This window comes from Mucilaginibacter yixingensis, assembly GCF_041080815.1.
In the GTDB taxonomy this organism is placed as follows: domain Bacteria; phylum Bacteroidota; class Bacteroidia; order Sphingobacteriales; family Sphingobacteriaceae; genus Mucilaginibacter; species Mucilaginibacter yixingensis.
In genome coordinates this window covers 4,271,611-4,291,550 of sequence record NZ_CP160205.1, presented here as the reverse complement: position 1 = coordinate 4,291,550, position 19,940 = coordinate 4,271,611, and the positions used below count along the sequence as shown (strand labels likewise).

At 40.3% G+C, this 19,940-nt stretch carries 17 protein-coding genes; 9 read left to right on the top strand and 8 right to left on the bottom strand.

Features of this window, described 5'->3' with window-relative positions; all coding sequences use genetic code 11:
* Positions 1-88 precede the first annotated feature (88 nt).
* From ABZR88_RS17535 to ABZR88_RS17520, 4 genes are all read right to left on the bottom strand, one after another.
* Entirely contained in the window at positions 89-1,522 is a 1,434-nt protein-coding gene (locus ABZR88_RS17535; protein WP_107827264.1) for an oligosaccharide flippase family protein, read from the bottom strand.
* Between the two features lie 188 nt (positions 1,523-1,710).
* Entirely contained in the window at positions 1,711-2,763 is a 1,053-nt protein-coding gene (locus ABZR88_RS17530) for an NAD-dependent epimerase (protein WP_107827263.1), read from the bottom strand.
* Between the two features lie 215 nt (positions 2,764-2,978).
* Positions 2,979-5,405, bottom strand: a complete 2,427-nt coding sequence (locus ABZR88_RS17525) for a tyrosine-protein kinase (RefSeq protein WP_107827262.1) — start codon at positions 5,403-5,405, stop codon at positions 2,979-2,981.
* A 21-nt stretch (positions 5,406-5,426) separates the two neighbouring features.
* Complete coding sequence (locus tag ABZR88_RS17520; RefSeq protein ID WP_107827261.1) at positions 5,427-6,215, bottom strand: polysaccharide biosynthesis/export family protein; 789 nt, start codon at positions 6,213-6,215, stop codon at positions 5,427-5,429.
* 457 nt (positions 6,216-6,672) lie between these two features.
* Between ABZR88_RS17520 and ABZR88_RS17515 the strand changes: the two genes are divergently transcribed.
* The 9 genes from ABZR88_RS17515 (at position 6,673) to ABZR88_RS17475 (ending at position 16,033) form a co-directional block, all read left to right on the top strand.
* Positions 6,673-7,419, top strand: coding sequence for a ChbG/HpnK family deacetylase (locus ABZR88_RS17515; protein ID WP_107827260.1), 747 nt, complete (start codon positions 6,673-6,675; stop codon positions 7,417-7,419).
* Positions 7,420-7,621: 202 nt separating this feature from the next.
* Entirely contained in the window at positions 7,622-8,365 is a 744-nt protein-coding gene (locus ABZR88_RS17510; RefSeq protein ID WP_107827259.1) for a WecB/TagA/CpsF family glycosyltransferase, read from the top strand.
* 114 nt (positions 8,366-8,479) lie between these two features.
* On the top strand, positions 8,480-9,841 hold the full coding sequence (locus ABZR88_RS17505; protein WP_107827258.1) for a lipopolysaccharide biosynthesis protein: 1,362 nt from the start codon (positions 8,480-8,482) through the stop codon (positions 9,839-9,841).
* A gap of 110 nt (positions 9,842-9,951) precedes the next feature.
* Positions 9,952-11,271 (top strand): nucleotide sugar dehydrogenase, encoded by a 1,320-nt coding sequence (locus ABZR88_RS17500; protein ID WP_107827257.1) that lies wholly within the window; start codon positions 9,952-9,954, stop codon positions 11,269-11,271.
* A gap of 32 nt (positions 11,272-11,303) precedes the next feature.
* Complete coding sequence (locus ABZR88_RS17495) at positions 11,304-11,615, top strand: DUF3467 domain-containing protein (RefSeq protein ID WP_107827256.1); 312 nt, start codon at positions 11,304-11,306, stop codon at positions 11,613-11,615.
* 127 nt (positions 11,616-11,742) lie between these two features.
* A complete protein-coding gene (gene rfbD / locus ABZR88_RS17490; protein ID WP_107827255.1) occupies positions 11,743-12,603 on the top strand; it encodes a dTDP-4-dehydrorhamnose reductase in 861 nt (286 codons plus the stop codon).
* Entirely contained in the window at positions 12,600-13,460 is an 861-nt protein-coding gene (rfbA, locus tag ABZR88_RS17485) for a glucose-1-phosphate thymidylyltransferase RfbA (RefSeq protein ID WP_107827254.1), read from the top strand. Before rfbD ends, rfbA begins: the two co-directional genes overlap by 4 nt.
* Positions 13,461-13,477: 17 nt before the next feature.
* A complete protein-coding gene (locus tag ABZR88_RS17480; protein WP_107827253.1) occupies positions 13,478-14,404 on the top strand; it encodes a GDP-L-fucose synthase in 927 nt (308 codons plus the stop codon).
* A gap of 222 nt (positions 14,405-14,626) precedes the next feature.
* Positions 14,627-16,033 (top strand): undecaprenyl-phosphate glucose phosphotransferase, encoded by a 1,407-nt coding sequence (locus ABZR88_RS17475; protein ID WP_107827252.1) that lies wholly within the window; start codon positions 14,627-14,629, stop codon positions 16,031-16,033.
* On the opposite strand, the gene miaA is transcribed toward ABZR88_RS17475, so the two are convergent.
* The 4 genes from miaA to ABZR88_RS17455 all read right to left on the bottom strand — a co-directional run bounded on the left by miaA (position 16,008) and on the right by ABZR88_RS17455 (position 19,852).
* Positions 16,008-16,916 (bottom strand): tRNA (adenosine(37)-N6)-dimethylallyltransferase MiaA, encoded by a 909-nt coding sequence (gene miaA, locus ABZR88_RS17470; protein ID WP_107827251.1) that lies wholly within the window; start codon positions 16,914-16,916, stop codon positions 16,008-16,010. The genes ABZR88_RS17475 and miaA overlap by 26 nt on opposite strands.
* Positions 16,917-17,105: 189 nt before the next feature.
* Positions 17,106-17,765 (bottom strand): hypothetical protein, encoded by a 660-nt coding sequence (locus ABZR88_RS17465; protein ID WP_107827250.1) that lies wholly within the window; start codon positions 17,763-17,765, stop codon positions 17,106-17,108.
* A 41-nt stretch (positions 17,766-17,806) separates the two neighbouring features.
* The gene (locus tag ABZR88_RS17460; RefSeq protein ID WP_107827249.1) at positions 17,807-19,219 is read right to left on the bottom strand and encodes a CCA tRNA nucleotidyltransferase; all 1,413 of its coding nucleotides are present in this window, start codon (positions 19,217-19,219) and stop codon (positions 17,807-17,809) included.
* Positions 19,220-19,285: 66 nt separating this feature from the next.
* Positions 19,286-19,852: an L-threonylcarbamoyladenylate synthase gene (locus ABZR88_RS17455; RefSeq protein ID WP_107827248.1), complete on the bottom strand. Its 567-nt coding sequence runs from the start codon at positions 19,850-19,852 to the stop codon at positions 19,286-19,288.
* Positions 19,853-19,940: the final 88 nt, after the last annotated feature.

Here is a 19,940-nt window from a genome sequence, read left to right as displayed (position 1 = left end):
ATTTTGAAACTGTATTTGCTTTAGTTTTGCTCTCTACTAAACGCCATATTGTAATTGCAACATCGGCGCCCCGACAAATGGTATTTGTTTAACTTTTGATTGCCAATAACTTGTTATAATATGGCAGGAGTAACTGGTTTTTTAAGATGAAAAGTTGTGAAAGAATAAAGTACAATCCTGAAACACTTCCTGCAATGGCTAATACCACGATAGGTTTGGAAAATATAGCCATAGTGATAAATGAAATTATAATGTATGGAATCGATAAAACGATGTTTACCAAGATCTTTTTTACCGGTAAGCGGAACTCGGTAAATTTAATAACATAGCTATATAATATTGCTGTAACAGTTATTTCTGAAATTAGCAATACTATTGATGTACCAACTTCTTTATAATGAGGTACTAATATAAAGTTCAATGTAATTCCACAAATTGCTCCTACGATTGATGCTTTTAAAAGTTCTTTATCCTTTTTGATCGTCATTAAAATTTGATTGGCGAATATTTGAGCTAAGCCTAATATAAATATCAAAGGAATGATAAGTTTAAAACACAATACTGCACCATCATAGCCAGGCCCAGATATGATATAAATAATAGACTTGGCAAGCATAAACCCGCAAAATACAATTGGAAAGGAAAAAGTTATTACAACGTTAAGTGACTTATGGATAAGATCTAAGAATGTACGTTGGTCGTCTCCAACTATTAATGAAGAAAGCCTGGGTATCAGAACTGTATTTAGCGCGCTGAAAAAGCCAAGAACTATCATGAAAATCTTAGACGATGTAGAATAGTATCCAACAGATGTATTATTCGATGCAAAACCCAAAAAACCAATATTCAATGTTGTATACATACTTGTAACAAGTATATATATACCAATGTTGAAAAAAGATGGCAAATGCTGCTTTAGATTCAGATTTCTAAAATGGATGCTTACTTTTCCTTTTGTATTTAAAAAATTAACGATTGAGTTTAGGACAATAACAGAGCATGTCAAAATGTAATAAATAGTGAAATCATTTTTGGTTTTGACAAACACAAAAACAAGCACAACGTAAATCGCTTTTATAAGTATAGTACGTACGGTAATGAATTTAAAGTTCTCAATCCCCCGGTAAAACCACTCCACTAAAAAGACATTAAAGAATAGTTTTGCGATAGAAATAAGAAAGAGTTCGTTGCTTATACGCATTTTGGGCACTGTGAAAATCAAAATGGTATAAAAGATGAGGAATAAAGTAGTAGTTATTAAATGAATGCTAAAAAGCTCAGAGAAAGTTTTGCTTAATTCCTCTTTGTTACCATTAGCTCTTGCAATCGCCCTTATGCCAGTTATTGTAAGACCAAGGGCGCTAAACAGTACAAAATAATCACAAATGCCATCTACAAAACTCACAAGTCCTAATGTTGAAGCCCCAAATATTCTGGTGATATAAGGAAATACTAGCATCGGGAAAATATATTGGGAAACAAGCAAGACACTATTGAACAAGAAGTTTTTTTTTACGCTCATCTGGTGTGTGTGAATAAAGGTGCGATATTTTATTTGCGATATTGTTTTGGATCAGTTATCTGGATTAGTCATGCATATCAGAACTTTGCAATTCTGATTTCAATTCCATCCGTTAATACCAGTTGCATATTGATGTCTTAATATTCACTTGTATCAAATAATCTATTAGCGCGTTATATTGTGCCGCGCTAATAGGCGTAGTAATCTTTATACCACTTTACAAATTTCTCTACTCCCAGCTCTATAGACGTGTCTGGTTTATAATCAAATTGATCCATTAGCTCTGATACGTCGGCCCAAGTGGCTACCACATCTCCAGGTTGCATGTCTTTATAATCAATGATAGCTTTGCTACCTAGGTTTTTTTCCAGTTCGTTGATGAAAGACATCAAATCTACCGGCTGGTTGTTACCAATATTGTATACACGGTAGGGGGCTGTTGAACTTGCGGGATCAGGTATTGCAGAGTTCCAATCTGTGTTGGGCTGAGCAGGGGCATGCATCACATTCACAATACCTTTAACGATATCATCAATATAGGTGAAATCCCGCTTCATTTTGCCGTTATTAAATACCTGGATTGGTTTCTGATTTAAAATAGCCTCGCTGAACGAGAAATAAGCCATATCTGGCCTGCCCCAGGGCCCATATACCGTAAAAAAGCGTAAGCCAGACGTTGGAATTTTATATAAGTGACTATACGTGTGCGCCATCAGTTCATTTGCCTTTTTGCTGGCTGCATATAATGAAACAGGATGATCAACATTATCATGAACTGAGAAAGGCATTTTCGCATTCAAGCCATATACGCTTGATGAACTTGCATAAACCAAGTGCTTAATCTGCGTGTGGCGACTGACCTCCAGTATATTTAAGAAACTTACCAGGTTTGATTGCGCATATGCGTCAGGATTGAGTATGGAGTATCGTACACCGGCCTGAGCTGCTAAATGTATAATATAATCAAAGCGTTCGCGATCGCATAAGGACATCAGTTCGCCCTTATTTTCCACATTCATCCGGATAAACCGGTAGTCAGAAAATCTGGTACTTTTAACCTCCCTGTGCCAGTTAACATTAGATTTTTCGATGCCACAATTACCAAGCCGGGCAAATTTTAATTCAGGATCGTAATAATCATTTATATTATCGATGCCTACTATTTCATGTCCGTTCCCAACTAATTGCTGTACCAAATGATAGCCCACAAAGCCAGCTGTCCCTGTAATAAGTATTTTCATCAGTTATTATGTTTGCCACCAAGAGCGGGGGTATTTATATCACTTATTTCCCAACTAAATTTACGTTGAAGCCTATGTCAACCAGTTTTTTGCCGGTAATATCGCCATGGTCAAATAGAAGTTTAATCGGCTGATTGGACCTTTTTTCCAAATCGTGGAATTTAGATTTATCCTAATCTGGCCATGGCAGTAATCGACTGTGGTTTATGGACATTTTAGAATCTGTCAAGAATGCTCTTCATCAGATCGGCAAAGGTTGTTTTTTGTTTATCAGAGTAAGAATTATAGTAGTTATTCCCGCCATAACCATAGCCATAACCATAGCCATAACCTCCATAACCGGAAGCGTCACGTCTGATGCCGTTAAGCACAATTGTAAACTTCGGAAAACGGTTACTTTCGTTAATCTCATTAATAAACTGTAATTCGTATTTATGGGTATAGCTTTGACGTATTACATAAAGTGAGGCATCTGCCACGCGTGCGATGACCAGAGCGTCTGTAACAAGGTGTATAGGCGGAGAGTCAATGATGATTTCATCATATAATTCACGCAGCGCATTGATCAGATTATCCAAACGATCCTTTTCCAGAAGTTCTGATGGGTTAGGTAATATGCTGCCCGAACCAAGTACATCAAGATTTTCAAACCTGGTTTTCTGGATCAGTTTTTTCAAATCTGAAGTCTCGTCATTTAAATAATTACTTATACCAGGGTGCTCTGATGATAATCCAAAGTTGACAGAAACCTTTGGTTTGCGAAGGTCCATCTCCAGAATGATGGTTTTCTTGGATGCGTAAGATAACGTTACAGCCAGATTGGAGCTCACAAAACTTTTACCCTCACCGCTGACGCTTGAAGTGAATAGTGTTACCCTTGAGCCCTCGCTATTGCCATGTAAATGATATAGGTTTGTACGCAGTACCCTAAATTGCTCACCAATCATAAATTTGCTCCGGCCTTCTGATACCACAATTTGAGACTCAGTTTCCTGATAAGAAAGCTCGCCAAGGATAGGTGTTTCGGTTGATTCTTCAATCTGTTTTCTACTAGTGATCAGATCATTCATAATTTCTCTGATGAATAGAAGCGCAGCCGCAATACCCAATCCTAAGATTAAAGCAAATGCAAATACAAGTACCGGAATTGGCCACTTAACCTGACCAGCGTGCGCGTCGTCCACAATCTCGGCATCAGAAACAGAAGAAGCATATTTTAAAGCCACCTGCTCATGTTTTTCGAGTAAGAACTTGTATATGGCTACCTTACTTTCCTGATACCTGGAAAGCTCTCCATATTGACGGTCAATATCTGGTACCTGTTTAAGAAATTGATCTACATTTCCCTTGAAACTAGTTAGCTCAGTTTTTTGGGCCAGTAAAGATGTTTTAATAACTTTTACTTTGTCAGAAAAAGCATCTCTAAGCGTTGTTATTTGATCATCGAGCGATTCAAATATCGGGTTTGTTTCAGGTGTTGTACCTAAAAGTTCTTTACGCTTCAGCACTAAATCTGTTAGCTTATCATAAATATCGTTCAGGCTATTGTCATTGAACGCAGTAACCGCAGGCGGCAATTTATTAACGTTTTGTGCCGATGCGAGGTAATCTTCAAGAACTTTTACAACACCCAGTTGCAGGTTGATGTCATTTAGTGCCTTAACATTGGCCTGATTGATATCTCTGGAACTTTGAGCTTGCGCAATGATGTCCGTCACCCCGTGTGAGCTTTTATATTCCTGTATCTTTCTCTCCACAGAGTCCAGATCATTTTTCAAAGAATCGAGTCTGAAATCGATGAACTTTAATGTTTTTTGAGAAAGCTTGTTCTTGTCTTCAATGGCATATTGCAGATAAAGGTTCATTAAAGAGTTAAGAATATCCTTTCCGCGTTGGGGGTTAGTATCCGAGGTAGATAGGTTTACAAAAGGAGCATCTTTGTTCTCAAGTTCTACTTTTATGCCTTTTTGATAAATATCCGAAACAATATCAGGGTCTTTAACAGTAATATCTATGGAGGTGCCGGTATAATTACCAATCTCGGTGGTTTTTCTTAATTGCCAAGTACCGAAAGTACTTTTTATAGGTGTATTGAAAGTATATTTTTGCTCAACTTTATTAGTGTCTTTAACTGAAAAAGAGTTTTCATCTATAAGATTGACTTTTAGCTGTACACCTGAAGGGTCAACGTTTTCAGTTTGTTTGATGAATGAAAAAACAACCGGACTTCTTTTATAAAGATCTATTGTTTTTAATCCTTTCTTTTGAGTGTAAGATGCCCATAATTGCAGCTCGTTAACTACTTGATAAATAAGCTTTTTTGATTGCATTACTTCCAGTTCGTTTTCAACAATGATGGGTTTGTTGATCGGGTCGAGCTCTTGTTCTGTTGAACTCTGATTTACTGTTAGAGATGCAGATGATGCCGTTGGAGCCTTAAACTCCAAAGTCGAGACAATAGGGTAAATCGGGCTGGTGATTTTGACGTAAAAATAAGCTGCAACCAAAACTATTACAGCGCATAATACAAACAATGGCCAGTGATATAAGTATTTCTTTATTAAGTTGCCTCCTTCCGAAGACGACTCTGTTCCCGCTACAGGTAAAGCGAAGGTTGTAACTTGAGATTTTTGTTTGCTCATGGTATTAATAAAATACTTTAATTAATTAACCCTTGTAATAAATATTGCTGCGATAGAAAGCGCGGAAATTAACAATGCAACTTTTTGCAGAGTAGAATCTGAACCGAATACTTTGTCTTTGTTGGGTTGTACATAAAGCACATCATTGTTTTTTAAATAGAAGTATGGTGAGTTGATAACACTTTTTGAGCGAAGATCTAACTTTATATATTTTCTTTCTCCGTTAATTTCTCTGATCAATAATAGATTTTGACGAATACCAGTAGTATTCAAGTCGCCAGCCATACCTAATGCTTCGGCAACTGTCATACGCTCATCGTTAAAATTGTAAACCCCTGGTGTTTTTACATCGCCTAAAACAGAAACCTTTAAGTTTTGGATACGAGCAGTTATAATTGGCTTTGAAAGATAATTTGACAGGCTTATTTCAAGTTGGTCACCCAGCGCTTGAGTCGTTAAACCTGCCACTTTTACAACCCCGATAAATGGCAATTTAATATTGCCGTTCTGATCTACCAGGTAACCATAGATTACATTTTCTCCCGGCCTGTTTATAGATACAGAAGAAGTGCCATTTGTGCGCTCAAGGTTGTAATTGATCAAATTATCCTGATCTTTATTTAAACTGTTTGCTTGAATGGCAAGCAAATCACCCGGTTGTATTGTGATTTGGGTGTAATTATTAATTTTTTCGTTGTAGACGCTGTCAACCTTCATATCCTGAAAATAGGCTACGTCTTTATAGGAAGTACAAGAAGTACCCCAAAGAGTAATAAAGAGTAGAATAATAATTTTAAGACTAAGTTTCATGTTGTAATTATTTTTAATTGCTTCTATTCTTTTATAGTAAAAACTTGTGTTATTAATTATCTAGGGTAGTTATAACAGATGATGTACAGAGCGGAGAGGATAGGGGTTTTTTAGATATAGACCTTGTAAAGAAAAACCAACTTGGTGCTAAAGAATATGTAGCTGTAATTATAAAAAGAATCATAATAAGTGAGATGTGTATCCTTTGCAATTCTTTGAAAACTAAACGATCGTATGTGTTTTTCTAAAAAAGTACATTAATTAATGCGAAAATACTAAAAAAATCGAAAAATCATTATATTTGAGATAATTTTATGAATATAGTGAAAAGCCATAAGTGATAGCTTTGTTTACTTAGATATATTATGCCCACATTAGTATTTAGTGAGTTTATCAGTGAGATTTCTGCGTGTATTTTTTTGTCCTATAAAAAAATCATCACTATTGTTCAGCCCGCATGAAAATACCGCATAACATAATAGCTACCGGCGATGATTTAGGTTTAAATCCGTCTGTTAACAAGGCTATATTGTATTGCTTTGAACACGGTTATATTAATAGCACATCTTTCTTGACCAGTACAGAATACTTTGATGAAACTGTTGAATTGATACACAGTAATAAGACCATCAGCAATATTGGTGTGCATGTTAATTTTGCATCGGGAAGGCCCATTACGCAATTTACACAGCGTGATTTTTTGGATAATGAGGGCAACTGGGATTTGAAGAAGACGAATCGTAAAGTATATTTTCTTAGTGCCGATGCCAAAGCGACCTTTATGAAAGAGATTTATGCGCAAATAGATAAAGCGGTTGCCGCTAATATTGGGGTGTTGCATATAGATTCTCATTATCATTTACATACGTTGCCTTGTTTTTGGAGGTTGTTTTTGCAGGCCGCGCAACGTTATAAGCTTAAGATAAGGTTGGCGCAAACTTATTATGAGGGTAATTATATTAAGTATTTGTACCGGAAGCGTATTAATGATGTGTTTAAAAGCGAGGGTAGTCAATACTCAAACTATTTTGAATCTGTAAACCATTTTTTAAAGTCGCATGAAGCGGGAGTGGTTAATAGCCTGACAGAGGTGATGCTCCATCCGGATTTTGACGAAAACGGTAAATTGATAGATCACTTTGATCAAAATTCTTTGCCTGATTGGGTTAACTATCTGGAAAACTTAAAGTTGTCAGGGCTATAATATGATTTAAAATAAAATAATCATCTAGTTAATCTGAAGATTCATATTTTTGCCCGCTGGATAATTTGCTTACGGGAGAAGCAATTTTTAGTAAATCAGTCTATTAGCCTCATAGCATTATTTGAATAGACGAGGCTAGTGTTTTTACAAAACGCCTTTAAATTATGGCCGAATGATAACTGAAGAACTTGCGCGTTGAGAAATGAATAAGCATGAAAACATAGAGCTGTTTGATTATACGGTGTTCAACTCTTCTATTGATAAAATAGAGATACAATCCAAGTATATTATCAATACGCTAAATCAGTTCTCATTTAATATGGCAGAAAAAGATCCTGCCTTTAAAAAAGCGCTGATCAATTCCGATATATTGCTGCCTGACGGGGTTGGTATTGTTGGTGCCGCCCGGATACTAAAAAAAGCCAGGATAAAAAAGATTGCAGGTTCTGACCTGCACATGTATCTGTTGCACCGGCTAGAAGAGCAAAAAGGTAGCTGCTTTTACCTTGGCTCTTCAGATGAAACACTTCGTCTTATAAAAAGAACCATCGCGGTAGAGTTTCCGCATGTAAGGGTAGAAACCTATTCGCCACCATTTAAAGCGAACTTTAATGCCGAGGATAATCAAAAGATGATTGAGGCGGTAAACGAGTTTAAACCAGATGTATTATTCGTTGGGATGACCGCCCCTAAGCAAGAGAAATGGGTGGATGCCAATAAAGAGGCTATTGACGCCAAATTAGTATGCTCTATTGGTGCTGTATTTGATTTCTATTCCGGAACTATTAAGCGCCCTGGTAAAATATGGATTAAATTGGGGCTAGAGTGGTTTGTGCGTTTACTTACAGAGCCCGCCCATGTTTGGAAGCGCTACGTAATATACGGTCCTATATTTGTTTACATGGTTTTCAGAGAGAAATTTACAAACTCTCTTACAAAGAAGTAATAGTATACTTCTTTTAAATAAATTACAGCATGGCGCCCTCCATTCCTCTATATTTTGCCTGCTGGATATCAATAATAGTTATAGCCGCTATATGTTATTAATTTTATTGCAGGCATGATAGCTTCTATAAAGCAAAAGATACACCTATTTTTTAACGAGGGTGATGAGCGTAGCCGCAAACTCAAACGCAATATCGTCTATTCTGGATTGATAAAGGGGATTGCTTTCATCATCAGTTTCTGGCTGGTACGCATTACGCTTCAGTATGTTAATGCTACGCAATACGGCATCTGGGCAACTATTATTTCTATAGTTACCTGGATGAATAATTTTGATATAGGGTTAGGTAATGGTCTTAAAAATAAACTAGCCCAATCATTGGCGCTTGATGAGCGGCAGAGTATGGTAAGCAGCGTCAGCACCACCTACGCATTGATGTTGTTGGTAGCTACGGTGGCCTTTGGCGTGTTTTTTATAATAGGGTCTTTTATTAACTGGAATAGCTTGCTTAATCTTAAAGGTGCTATTAGTTATAACATCTGGCCGGTATTGTTAATTACCATGGGGGGCTTTTGTTTGCAGTTTATATTGCAACCGCTCAATAATATACTAATAGCTACGCATCAAACTTTTAAGTTCTCATTACTAATGATGCTAGGGCAGGCGCTTACGTTTGTTATTATCACTGTACTTAAGCAGTTTACAACTGGTAACCTGTACACCTTGGTATTCGTGGCGATGGGTTCGCCCGTATTGGTTTATTTGGTGGCGCATATTTACTTGTTTAGCACCAGTTTAAAATCGTTGGCTCCCTCATGGCGGTTTGTAGATAAAAAAATGGCCAAAAGCCTTTTCAGCGTGGGAGGTTCCTTCTTTCTGATTCAGGTGGGTACGCTGGTACTTTATGAAACCGATGCGCTTATTATCTCAAACGTTAAAGGTCCGGCCAGTGTAACAGTATTTAATATTGCCTATAAGTACTTCTCTATATTGTTTTTTTCGTTTTCTGTCATCATTACCCCTTTCTGGAGTGCGTTTACCGATGCCTTTGCCAAGCGCGATTTTGCCTGGATAAGAAATACCATGAAACGTATGCGTCTATTGTGGTTGGCCTTCGTCGCCATTGCCGCCGTCATGCTCGCTTGTTCAAGCCTGTTTTTTCGTTTGTGGGTAGGTGCCGAAATTCGCGTTCCACTAATGCTTTCCATTAATATAGCCCTCTATATGCTGATGTTGCTTTGGAATGATATTCATACCTTTTTATTAAATGGCACCGGCAAGCTGCGTTTACAGCTTATTTTATGTGTTTTGGCTGCGGTGGCAAATATTCCACTATCTATTTGGCTGGTGGGTAAAATAGGTATTAGCGGTACTGCATTGGCCAATTTTATAGTGCTGTTTTTAGCCAATATATTTTTTACTTACCAGTGCCGGCTAATTATTAATGAAAAAGCAAAGGGCATCTGGAATAAATAAATTTAACCGCGAGTTTTATTACTTTTACCCGGCCTTCTGCGCGTGCAACGGCTTTATCTTTTGCCTGGAGGCAGCATCAACCTGAAAAACGACAACGCTCTGTTCTTAAAATGGATAAAACCAAGAACGATTCAACATCTTTTAACGCGGCCGATTGCCGGATTGCCGTCATTGGTCTAGGGTATGTAGGCTTACCGTTGGCAACAGCTTTTAGCAATAAGTACCGTGTATTAGGATTTGATATAGACGAAAAACGGATAGAGATATTACAGCGCGCTGAAGATGATACCAATGAGGTAGACAATGAGGAACTGCGTCGGGCTATGAACAATTATAACGGGCATGGCTTGCGGGTATCTGCAAATGTAGAATTGCTGCGTGAGTGTAATGTATATATTGTAACTGTACCTACACCAATTGATCGTTTTAAGGCGCCAGACCTGGGGCCCCTACTCAGAGCTTCTGAAATGTTGGGTAAGGTGCTGAAAAAGGACGACGTGGTGATTTATGAATCAACCGTTTACCCTGGTTGCACCGAAGATGATTGTGTGCCAGTGCTGGAGAAGTTTTCGGGACTTAAGTTTAATGTCGATTTCTTTTGTGGCTACTCGCCCGAGCGCATTAATCCAGGCGATAAATTACATACTGTTACGTCTATTATAAAGGTAACATCGGGTTCTACGCCGCAAACAGCGCAATTTGTAGACCAGCTTTATAAAAGTATCATTACTGCAGGCACTCATCTGGCGCCTAGTATCAAAGTAGCCGAAGCTTCAAAAGCTATTGAGAATGCACAGCGAGATGTCAATATATCCTTTGTAAACGAGCTGGCATTGATTTTTGACCGTATTGGCTTAGACACAACCGATGTGCTGGAAGCCGCTGGTACCAAATGGAACTTTTTGAAATATAAACCCGGACTGGTTGGTGGCCATTGCATTGGGGTAGACCCATACTACCTGGTGCACAAAGCTGAATCATTAGGCTATCATCCTGAGGTGATTCTTTCAGGACGGAGGGTGAATGATAATATGGGCATTTTTGTAGCCAATAAAGTAGTTAAGCTCCTCATCGCCCGAAATAATTTTATAAATGGCGCAAAAGCACTGATATTGGGCATCACGTTTAAAGAGAATTGCCCGGATATCAGAAACTCACGTGTAATGGATATCTATAACGAGCTGACGCAATTTGGTATTGATGTAGATGTGCATGACCCTCATGCTGATGCTGCCAAGGTTAAGCATGAATATGGTATTGAACTGTCGCCAAGACTAACAGATATAGCGCATCGTTATGATGCTATTATTTTGGCCGTCGCTCATGCCGAATATCAGCAAGCCGACATTACGAAACTGAAAACCAGTTCTGGTGTAATATTTGACACTAAAGCATTTTTGCCCCGCTCTGCATCTGATGGGCGCCTGTAATTTTAATTTATATAGTCACAAGCTTTAATTATATGGATCAACAAAACGAAAACCAACTGAATATAGAGCTATCTGAAGATATGGCCGAAGGTGTTTACTCTAACCTGGCTATCATCACGCACTCAAATGCAGAGTTTGTGCTCGATTTTATCCGTGTGATGCCGGGTATTCCAAAAGCCAAAGTAAAATCGCGCATCATACTAACGCCAGAGCATGCAAAGCGCCTGCTGGCGGCTTTAGAAGATAACATCGAAAAATTTGAAGCTGTAAATGGGCGTATCAAAGTGCAGCAGGAGCCTCCTGGTTTTCCTATGAATTTTGGCGGCGCCATGGGACAGGCATAAGCAATGTTATATTTTTGCGAGTTTTTGAGAAATTTGCAATAATATTATAACTTTGTTATTATAATTCGTACTGTAATTATCTTTCCTTAAAAGTAATTAATTAATTATAGCATCTGTCACGTCTGCCATGAGTAAAACGATAGTTCTAGGCGCTTCCGGTCAATTAGGCCAATGTCTAAAAAATATCTGCGAAAAGCGAGGTATCACCGAATTTATTTTCCCTCCGGAAGAGGAGGCCAATATTCTTGATGCCGAAGCATTGGAGAAATTATTTGTAGCACATCAACCCGCTTATGCTGTTAACTGCGCGGCCTATACTGCAGTAGATAAAGCAGAAGACGATGTAGATGTTGCCAGAAAGGTAAATCGCGATGGTCCGGAAATTATAGCTCGGCTTTGTCAAAAATATGGCATAGTGCTGGTTCACGTATCGACAGATTTTGTGTTTAAAGGTGATGAGCCTCGTTTGCTTAATGAAGAGGATGTGGCTGAGCCCATCAATATTTATGGTCTTACTAAATTAGAGGGCGAGCAGGTAATTACCGCCGCTACTGATAAATATTATATTATACGCACCAGTTGGTTGTATTCTGAGTATGGCAACAACTTTGTTAAAGCCATGCTGAAATTGGGCGCCGAGCGTGATGAACTAGGCATTATTGCAGATCAGATAGGATCGCCAACTTATGCGATAGACCTGGCCGGTGCAATTGTTGATATCATTGTTTCTGGCAAAGATGCTTACGGTATCTATCATTACAGCAACGAAGGCGTAACTTCATGGTATGATTTTGCAGTAGGTGTTTTCGATATTTCTAATACCACTGTAAAGGTTAAGCCTATTAAAAGTACCGAATATGTAACTAAGGCAATCCGTCCCGCATTTTCGGTAATGGATAAATCAAAAATAAAATCGGTGTTTAACATCGCTATACCATACTGGCGCGAAAGCCTTACCACTTGCATTAATATATTACAAACATCATGAAAGGAATTATTCTAGCTGGGGGTTCCGGCACCCGTTTATATCCTATTACCAGGGCAATCAGTAAGCAATTAATGCCTATTTATGATAAGCCGATGATTTATTACCCTCTGTCGGTATTAATGTTGGCCGGTATTAATGAGATATTGATTATTACCACGCCTGAAGATAACGCGGGCTTTAAACGTCTGCTGGGTGATGGTTCTGAATTGGGCTGCCGTTTCGAGTACGCCGTTCAGGAAGTACCTAATGGCCTAGCTCAGGCATTTGTAATTGGCGAAGAATTTATTGGTCATGATAAAGCTGCGCTGATATTAGGCGATAACATTTTCTATGGTTCTGGTTTTAGCAAGCTTGTGGCTAGTTTTAACGATGTGGAGGGTGCTGCCATATTTGCTTACAAAGTTGCAGATCCTGAAAGATATGGTGTGGTAGAGTTTGATGACAAATTCAAGGCACTTTCTATCGAAGAAAAACCAGTAGCACCAAAATCTAACTACGCTGTTCCTGGTTTGTATTTTTATGATAACTCTGTAGTAGAGATAGCAAAGAATATCAAACCGTCTCCACGTGGAGAATTTGAAATTACCGATGTAAACAGATATTATCTTGAGCAAGGTAACCTACATGTTGGTGTAATGGATAGGGGCACTGCCTGGTTAGATACCGGTACTTTTGACTCATTAAGCGATGCAACTGAGTTTGTGCGTGTGATTGAGAAAAGACAGGATACTAAAATTGGTTGTATTGAAGAGGTTGCTTTTCATAAGGGCTTTATCAATAAAGAGCAATTGGCTGTTTTGGCCCAGAAATATATTAAAAGCGGTTACGGTCAGTACCTTTTAAAGTTGATCGACTAATAGTACTCGTTTAAACCATGGAAAAAGGGGCTAAGGTATATATTGCAGGACATCGGGGGATGGTAGGTTCTGCCATCCTCCGCAAACTGCAAGGTGAAGGTTTTGATAATATAGTTACCCGCACATCAGCGGAGCTTGACTTACGAAACCAACAACAGGTTGCAGATTTTTTTGCAGCAGAAAAACCTGACTATGTGTTTCTGGCTGCTGCAAAAGTGGGTGGTATTGTGGCCAACAATACCTACCGTGCAGAGTTTTTGTATGATAACCTGCAGATCCAGAATAACATCATCCATAACTCTTATTTAAATGGAGTTAAGAAGCTGATGTTTTTAGGATCAAGCTGCATTTACCCTAAAATGGCACCGCAGCCGCTTAAAGAAGAGTACCTGCTTACCGGATTGCTGGAGCCGACGAATGAGCCTTATGCTATTGCAAAAATAGCAGGTATTAAGATGTGCGATGCTTACCGGGCGCAATACGGTTGTAATTACATCTCGGTGATGCCTACTAACCTTTATGGTTATAATGATAATTACCATCCGCAAAACTCGCATGTGTTGCCGGCGCTCATCCGCCGTTTTCATGAAGCCAAGGATTCGGCCGCACCGTCGGTAACTATTTGGGGTACTGGCTCGCCGATGCGTGAGTTTCTGTTCGCCGACGATCTGGCTGAAGCCTGCTATTACCTGATGCAGAACTACAACGAAGAGGGTTTAGTAAACATTGGCACAGGCGAGGACATTACCATTAAAGATCTGGCCCTGTTAATCAAGCGTATTGTGGGTTACGAAGGTGAATTGCTGTTTGACGCTACTAAACCCGATGGTACCCCCCGCAAACTAATGGACGTTTCTAAGCTGCACAGTCAAGGCTGGCATCATAAAATAGAGCTGGAAGAAGGTATTGCACTAGCCTATCAGGATTTCCTTTCCAAGCTTTAATTCCGAAATCGCTTTTACTTTTGGTTAAATAACGTTCTCATTAAGATTAATGGCTGGGCGCCAAACCTGACGCACGTTTGCGCAAAATTATATTGCAATTTTAGAATATAATTTTTTCGTTAATTGATGTTAATATTTCAACAAATGGCTTCTTTCTTAACGTAATTTGCATTAAATTAGCGCATCTAATATTAAACAATTAGTTTCTACCTCATTTGCGCTATGATTTACAGATATGCTACTTTTATTAAAGCTATCAATCTAACTATAGATTATGTTGTTGTAAATATCAGTATGATATTATCTTATTTCGTAGTAGATAAATCATTCACTCCCTGGATCAGCAATAAAAATTACTTCTCGGTTGTATTGGTATTTAACCTGGTATGGTTGCTTGCTGCAAACCTTACGGGTTTGTATGAACACGTACTGCATAAAGACTCGGTAAAAACCCTTAGGGTTGTTTTTAAAGCCTATCTTACGTTTGTTAGTGTTATCTGTTTTCTTATCATCGTTATTATTGGTACCAAGGCCTACTTCGTATCGCGAGAATTCTTATTTTACTCGCTGGCATTTTTTGGAATATTGCTGGGGGGCTGGAAATTTATCTTCCTGGTAATACGTAAAAACGATCGTGACATATTGGTTGAAGCCCGCAAGGTGATCATAGTGGGTGCCGGCCGTATAGGATTGGATCTGTTTGAATACTTTCGGCAGAATCCTGATAAAGGCTATCGTGTGATGGGCTTTTTTGACGATAATATAGACAACATTGAAGGCGACGCCATGTACCTGGGAGGTACCGATGTTTGTATAGATTATGTGATCAGTAACTCAGTAAACGAGATTTTCTGTGCCCTGCCGGTTGCTGACTCCCATAAAATTGAACACCTGATGCATAGCGCAGATAAGCATCTTATTCGCTTCAAAATCATTCCGGAGTATTATATATCGGCATCAAAAAGCATGATGACCGTGCAAAACTTTGAGCACATCCCCGTCATCTCATTACGTCCGGAACCGCTGGAAAGCATGCTGAACAGGTTTATTAAACGTTTGTTCGATATCTTCCTGTCACTGTTTGCTATCATCTTTGTGTTTAGTTGGTTATTCCCAATTTTGGCCATTATTATTAAAGCAACGTCAAAAGGGCCGGTGTTTTTTACTCAGACGCGTTCAGGCAGGGATAATAAGCCGTTCCAATGTTTCAAATTCCGTAGCATGTACGTGAATAAGGATTCTGACAAGGTACAGGCCACCCGTGGCGATAAACGGATCACCCCAATTGGCGCCTTTATGCGTAAAACCAATTTGGACGAGATGCCACAGTTCTTTAACGTACTGATAGGTAATATGTCTGCCGTTGGTCCGCGTCCGCACATGTTGAGCCATACCGAAGAATATTCAAAGTTGATTGATCAGTTTATGGTGCGCCACTTTATGAAGCCTGGTATTACTGGTTGGGCACAAGTAAACGGGCACCGGGGTGAAACCAAAACCACGGATGATATGCTGAAGAGGGTAGAGGCCGATGTTTGGTATCTGGAAAACTGGTCTTTCCTGCTGGATCTGAAGATTATATTCTTAACCTTCTGGAACGTGGTTAAAGGCGAGGATAACGCTTTTTAACCTCTGGCAAAAATTCATCAGGCGCAAGCCAGATCACTTCTTTATCGCGGTTAAACCAGGTCATTTGTCGTTTGGCAAATCGGCGGGTGTTTTGTTTAATAAGTTCTATAGCGGTGGGCAGATCGGTTGTGCCATCCAGGTAATCAAAAATCTCGGTATAACCTACGGTTTGCAGCGCATTGAGGTGGCGATATGGAAGTAAAGCTCTCACTTCATCCACTAATCCTTGTTTTGCCATTTCATCAACCCGCAGGTTAATGCGGTTATAGAGTACTTCGCGGGGCATACTTACGCCCAGCTTCAATACTTCAAAATCTCTTTTTTTCTGTGCCGATTTACGGAATGATGAGAACGGTTGCCCTGTGGCCTCGTAAACTTCCAGTGCGCGGATGATGCGTTGGGGGTTATTCAGATCAACCTGCTCGTAATACACAGGGTCAGCTGCTTTTAATTTTTCCTGTAGGTAGCTTATGCCATGGTCTGCTAATTCAGCATTAAGACGTTCGCGAATAGCCGGATCAGTTGCGGGAAGATCATCAAAGCCTTCGGTGATGGCTTTGACGTAGAGGCCGGAGCCGCCCACCATAACTACTACATCGTGTGTTTTAAACAGCTCATTTAATAATTGGAGGCCCTCCTGTTCAAATCCACCCACATTGAAGTTGTCGTGAATGGAGTGCGAGTCTACAAAGTAGTGTTTGGCCTGTGCCAGTTCTGCGGGTGTAGGCTTGGCGGTTCCAATAGCCATTTCGCGATAAAACTGCCTTGAATCGGCCGAAATAATAACTGTATTCAGCGCTTTTGCCAACTCAATGCCAACGGCCGTTTTGCCGCTGGCCGTGGGGCCAACAACAGCAATGAGGGTTTTGGTATTGTTGTTCATAGAGCTGAGTTAATCGTTAAACACACAAAAAAAATGTCACCTCGACTAAAAGGGGAGAGATCTTTTCGGAGCGATCAAATGGGATGCGAGTTCGAAAAGATCCCTCACTTTCATTCGGGATGACAATCATTATTTTTAGTTGCCTGCAAGTATAAGATGCAGGCCTAGCCTATCTAATTAATTCTGGACTTAATAATCGTCATGACGACCACGACCACCACCATGGTCTTCATCGTCATAATTCTCATTGTCAGAGAACTCGTCCATATCGTCGTTATCTTCTTCCTCTTCTTCGTCACTGCTTCCGCTGCTTGCGCTTTCACTGTCATCACGCAGTTCATCAAAATCTTCAGCATCCTCAGGCGCGTACTCCATTTCGTTCAGGAAGTCAAAGTCTTCGTTGTCTGCCGGTGCCGTAGTTGGGTTAAAGCTGGCAGCAGTTAGCTGACGCGGCGCTTCGCCGGTGCTTTTAGCAATGATGGGGTAAGTAACGCCAGGAGCGTCGTCCAGTATCTTGATCAGCTCCACATGGAAATCATATGGACGGTCAAAGTTATAAGTGTAATAGAATTTCTGATGCGGATCATCAATAAAGCTGCTCAGCTTTACTTTTTCCATCAGTGCAATTCCACGGTCAATACGTTTTTGATTAGGGAGGTAAGTAATTTCCTCTCCTTTAGTCCATTGATCGTTGCTAACATAAAATGAAGAGGGTAACTCCGCGTTGTAGCCGGTAGACTGCTGAATGATTTTGTGCAGATCTAAAAAAGTTTGATTTGACTTAATGTCAATCTCTCTCACTACATCGTCGTAGTCTTCAAACGTTACCCTGAACTTGTATATAGCCATTGTTTATACGGTAGATTTTAGTCAAAAATAATATTTTAAATTCAGTTTTTTTCGGTTACAACTTTCAAGCCAATTTCTTCGCCCTTGCGAATGGTGAAAGCTATGGCGGCCTCGCGCGTGTTCGGAATCTCGCCTTCCAGTATCGCTTCGCGGATCTGGCTTTTAATAATTCCTACTTCGCGACCCTCTTTCAAGCCAAATATTTCCATAATATCTGTGCCTGTAACGGGCGGTTGCCAGTTGCGTATGCGGTCGCGGTCTTCCACGTCTTTTAACTTTTGCTGTACCAGCTCAAAGTTGTTGCGATAGCGCGCTATTTTGTATTCATTTTTGGTGGTGATGTCGGCTTTACAGAGCATCATCAGTGCTTCTATATCCTCGCCGGCATCAAACAATAAACGGCGCAGGGCCGAGTCTGTAATAATATCCTGGGCCAGCACAATGGGGCGCAGGTGTAGCTGTACCAGTTTCTGAACGAATTTCATCCGATCATTTAGTGGCAGCTTCAATTGCGCAAAGATTTTGGGCACCATGCGTGCTCCGCGATCTTCGTGCCCGTGAAAGGTCCACCCGTGACCGGCCTCAAAGCGTTTGGTGGCCGGTTTGGCAATATCATGCAGTATGGCGGCCCAGCGCAGCCACAAATCAGTTGTGGTTTCGCAAATGTTGTCCAACACCTGCAGGGTGTGGTAAAAATTATCTTTGTGGCCCTTGCCGTCAATATAATCAACGCCATAAAGCGCCGTCATCTGCGGGAAGATGAGGTGCAGCAAGCCGGTATCAAACAGGTATTTAAAACCAATGGATGGTTTTGGCGAGAGGATGATCTTATTCAGCTCATCGGTAATGCGCTCTTGCGATACAATTTTGATGCGCTCTTTATTGCTCTTAATAGCATCCACAGCATCCTGATTCACTTTGAAGTTGAGTTGCGATGCAAAACGTACGGCCCGCATCATGCGCAGTGGATCATCAGAAAAGGTTTCGACCGGATTAAGCGGGGTTTTGATCAAACCCTCGTGCAAGTGCTGCATTCCGTTAAATGGATCAATCAGCTCACCATATTGGCTGCCGTGCAAGGCAATAGCCAGTGCGTTGATGGTAAAATCACGACGTTGTTGATCTTCTTCCAGGGTGCCGTCTTCTACGATGGGTTTGCGTGAATCGCTGCGGTATGACTCTTTGCGGGCGCCTACAAACTCCACCTCTACATCCTGGTATTTCAGTTGCGCGGTACCGAAGTTTTTGAATACGGCCACCTTTACTTTGAGTGCACGCCCCACGGCCTCGGCAAACTGAATGCCGTTGCCCAGTACCACGATATCAATATCTTTTGAGGGACGGTTAAGGAAAATATCGCGTACAAAGCCACCAATGGCGTAAGCCTGCAACTGCATCTCGTCAGCAGTTTTTGCAATCACTTTAAATACCGGATGTTGCAGGTGTTGTTTCATTCTCAGCAGCCGTTTGCACACACTCAAACGGTGCAAACTTTGTGCAAAGTTAAAAAATAAAGCCTTTTAGCGACGCAGAAACTCAAATCCGCCATCAGGATTGAGGCGCATTATGGTTGATGGCTTCTTTACAGATGTGTCGTGTTGCTCCAGATCAACCACATAATCAACGCCTTGGATGATTTCGTCAGATACCTCAGAGAAATTTGCCGGTGATGGCTGGCCGCTAATATTAGCCGAGGTTGATACCAACGGTTTGCGCAACCGCTGGATAAGCTGCTGACAAAAATCGTGCTTCGCTACGCGCATACCCACGCTACCATCGGAGCTGATCAGGGCCGGCGATATGTTTTTGGCGCCGGGCATAACCAGTGTCAGCGGGTTCTCGGCATATTCAATCAGGTTATAAGCAATCTCCGGTACATCCTGGACATAGCTTTGCAGCTTGTTATCGGTATCCAGCAGGATAATCATGCTTTTAGATTCTTCGCGCTGTTTCAAGGCGTAGATCTTTTTAATGGCTTCGGTATTGGTCGCATCGCAGCCAATGCCCCAGATGGTATCGGTAGGATAGAGGATGATACCGCCGTCCTGTATTACTTTGAGTGCTTTGTTTACTTCGTCTTTGAGCATATTACCCCAACCTCTCCCCAAACCCCTCTCCGAAGGAGAGGGACTTAATGGTCATTTTTAAAATTTGCTATTTATTCTATTAATCCCC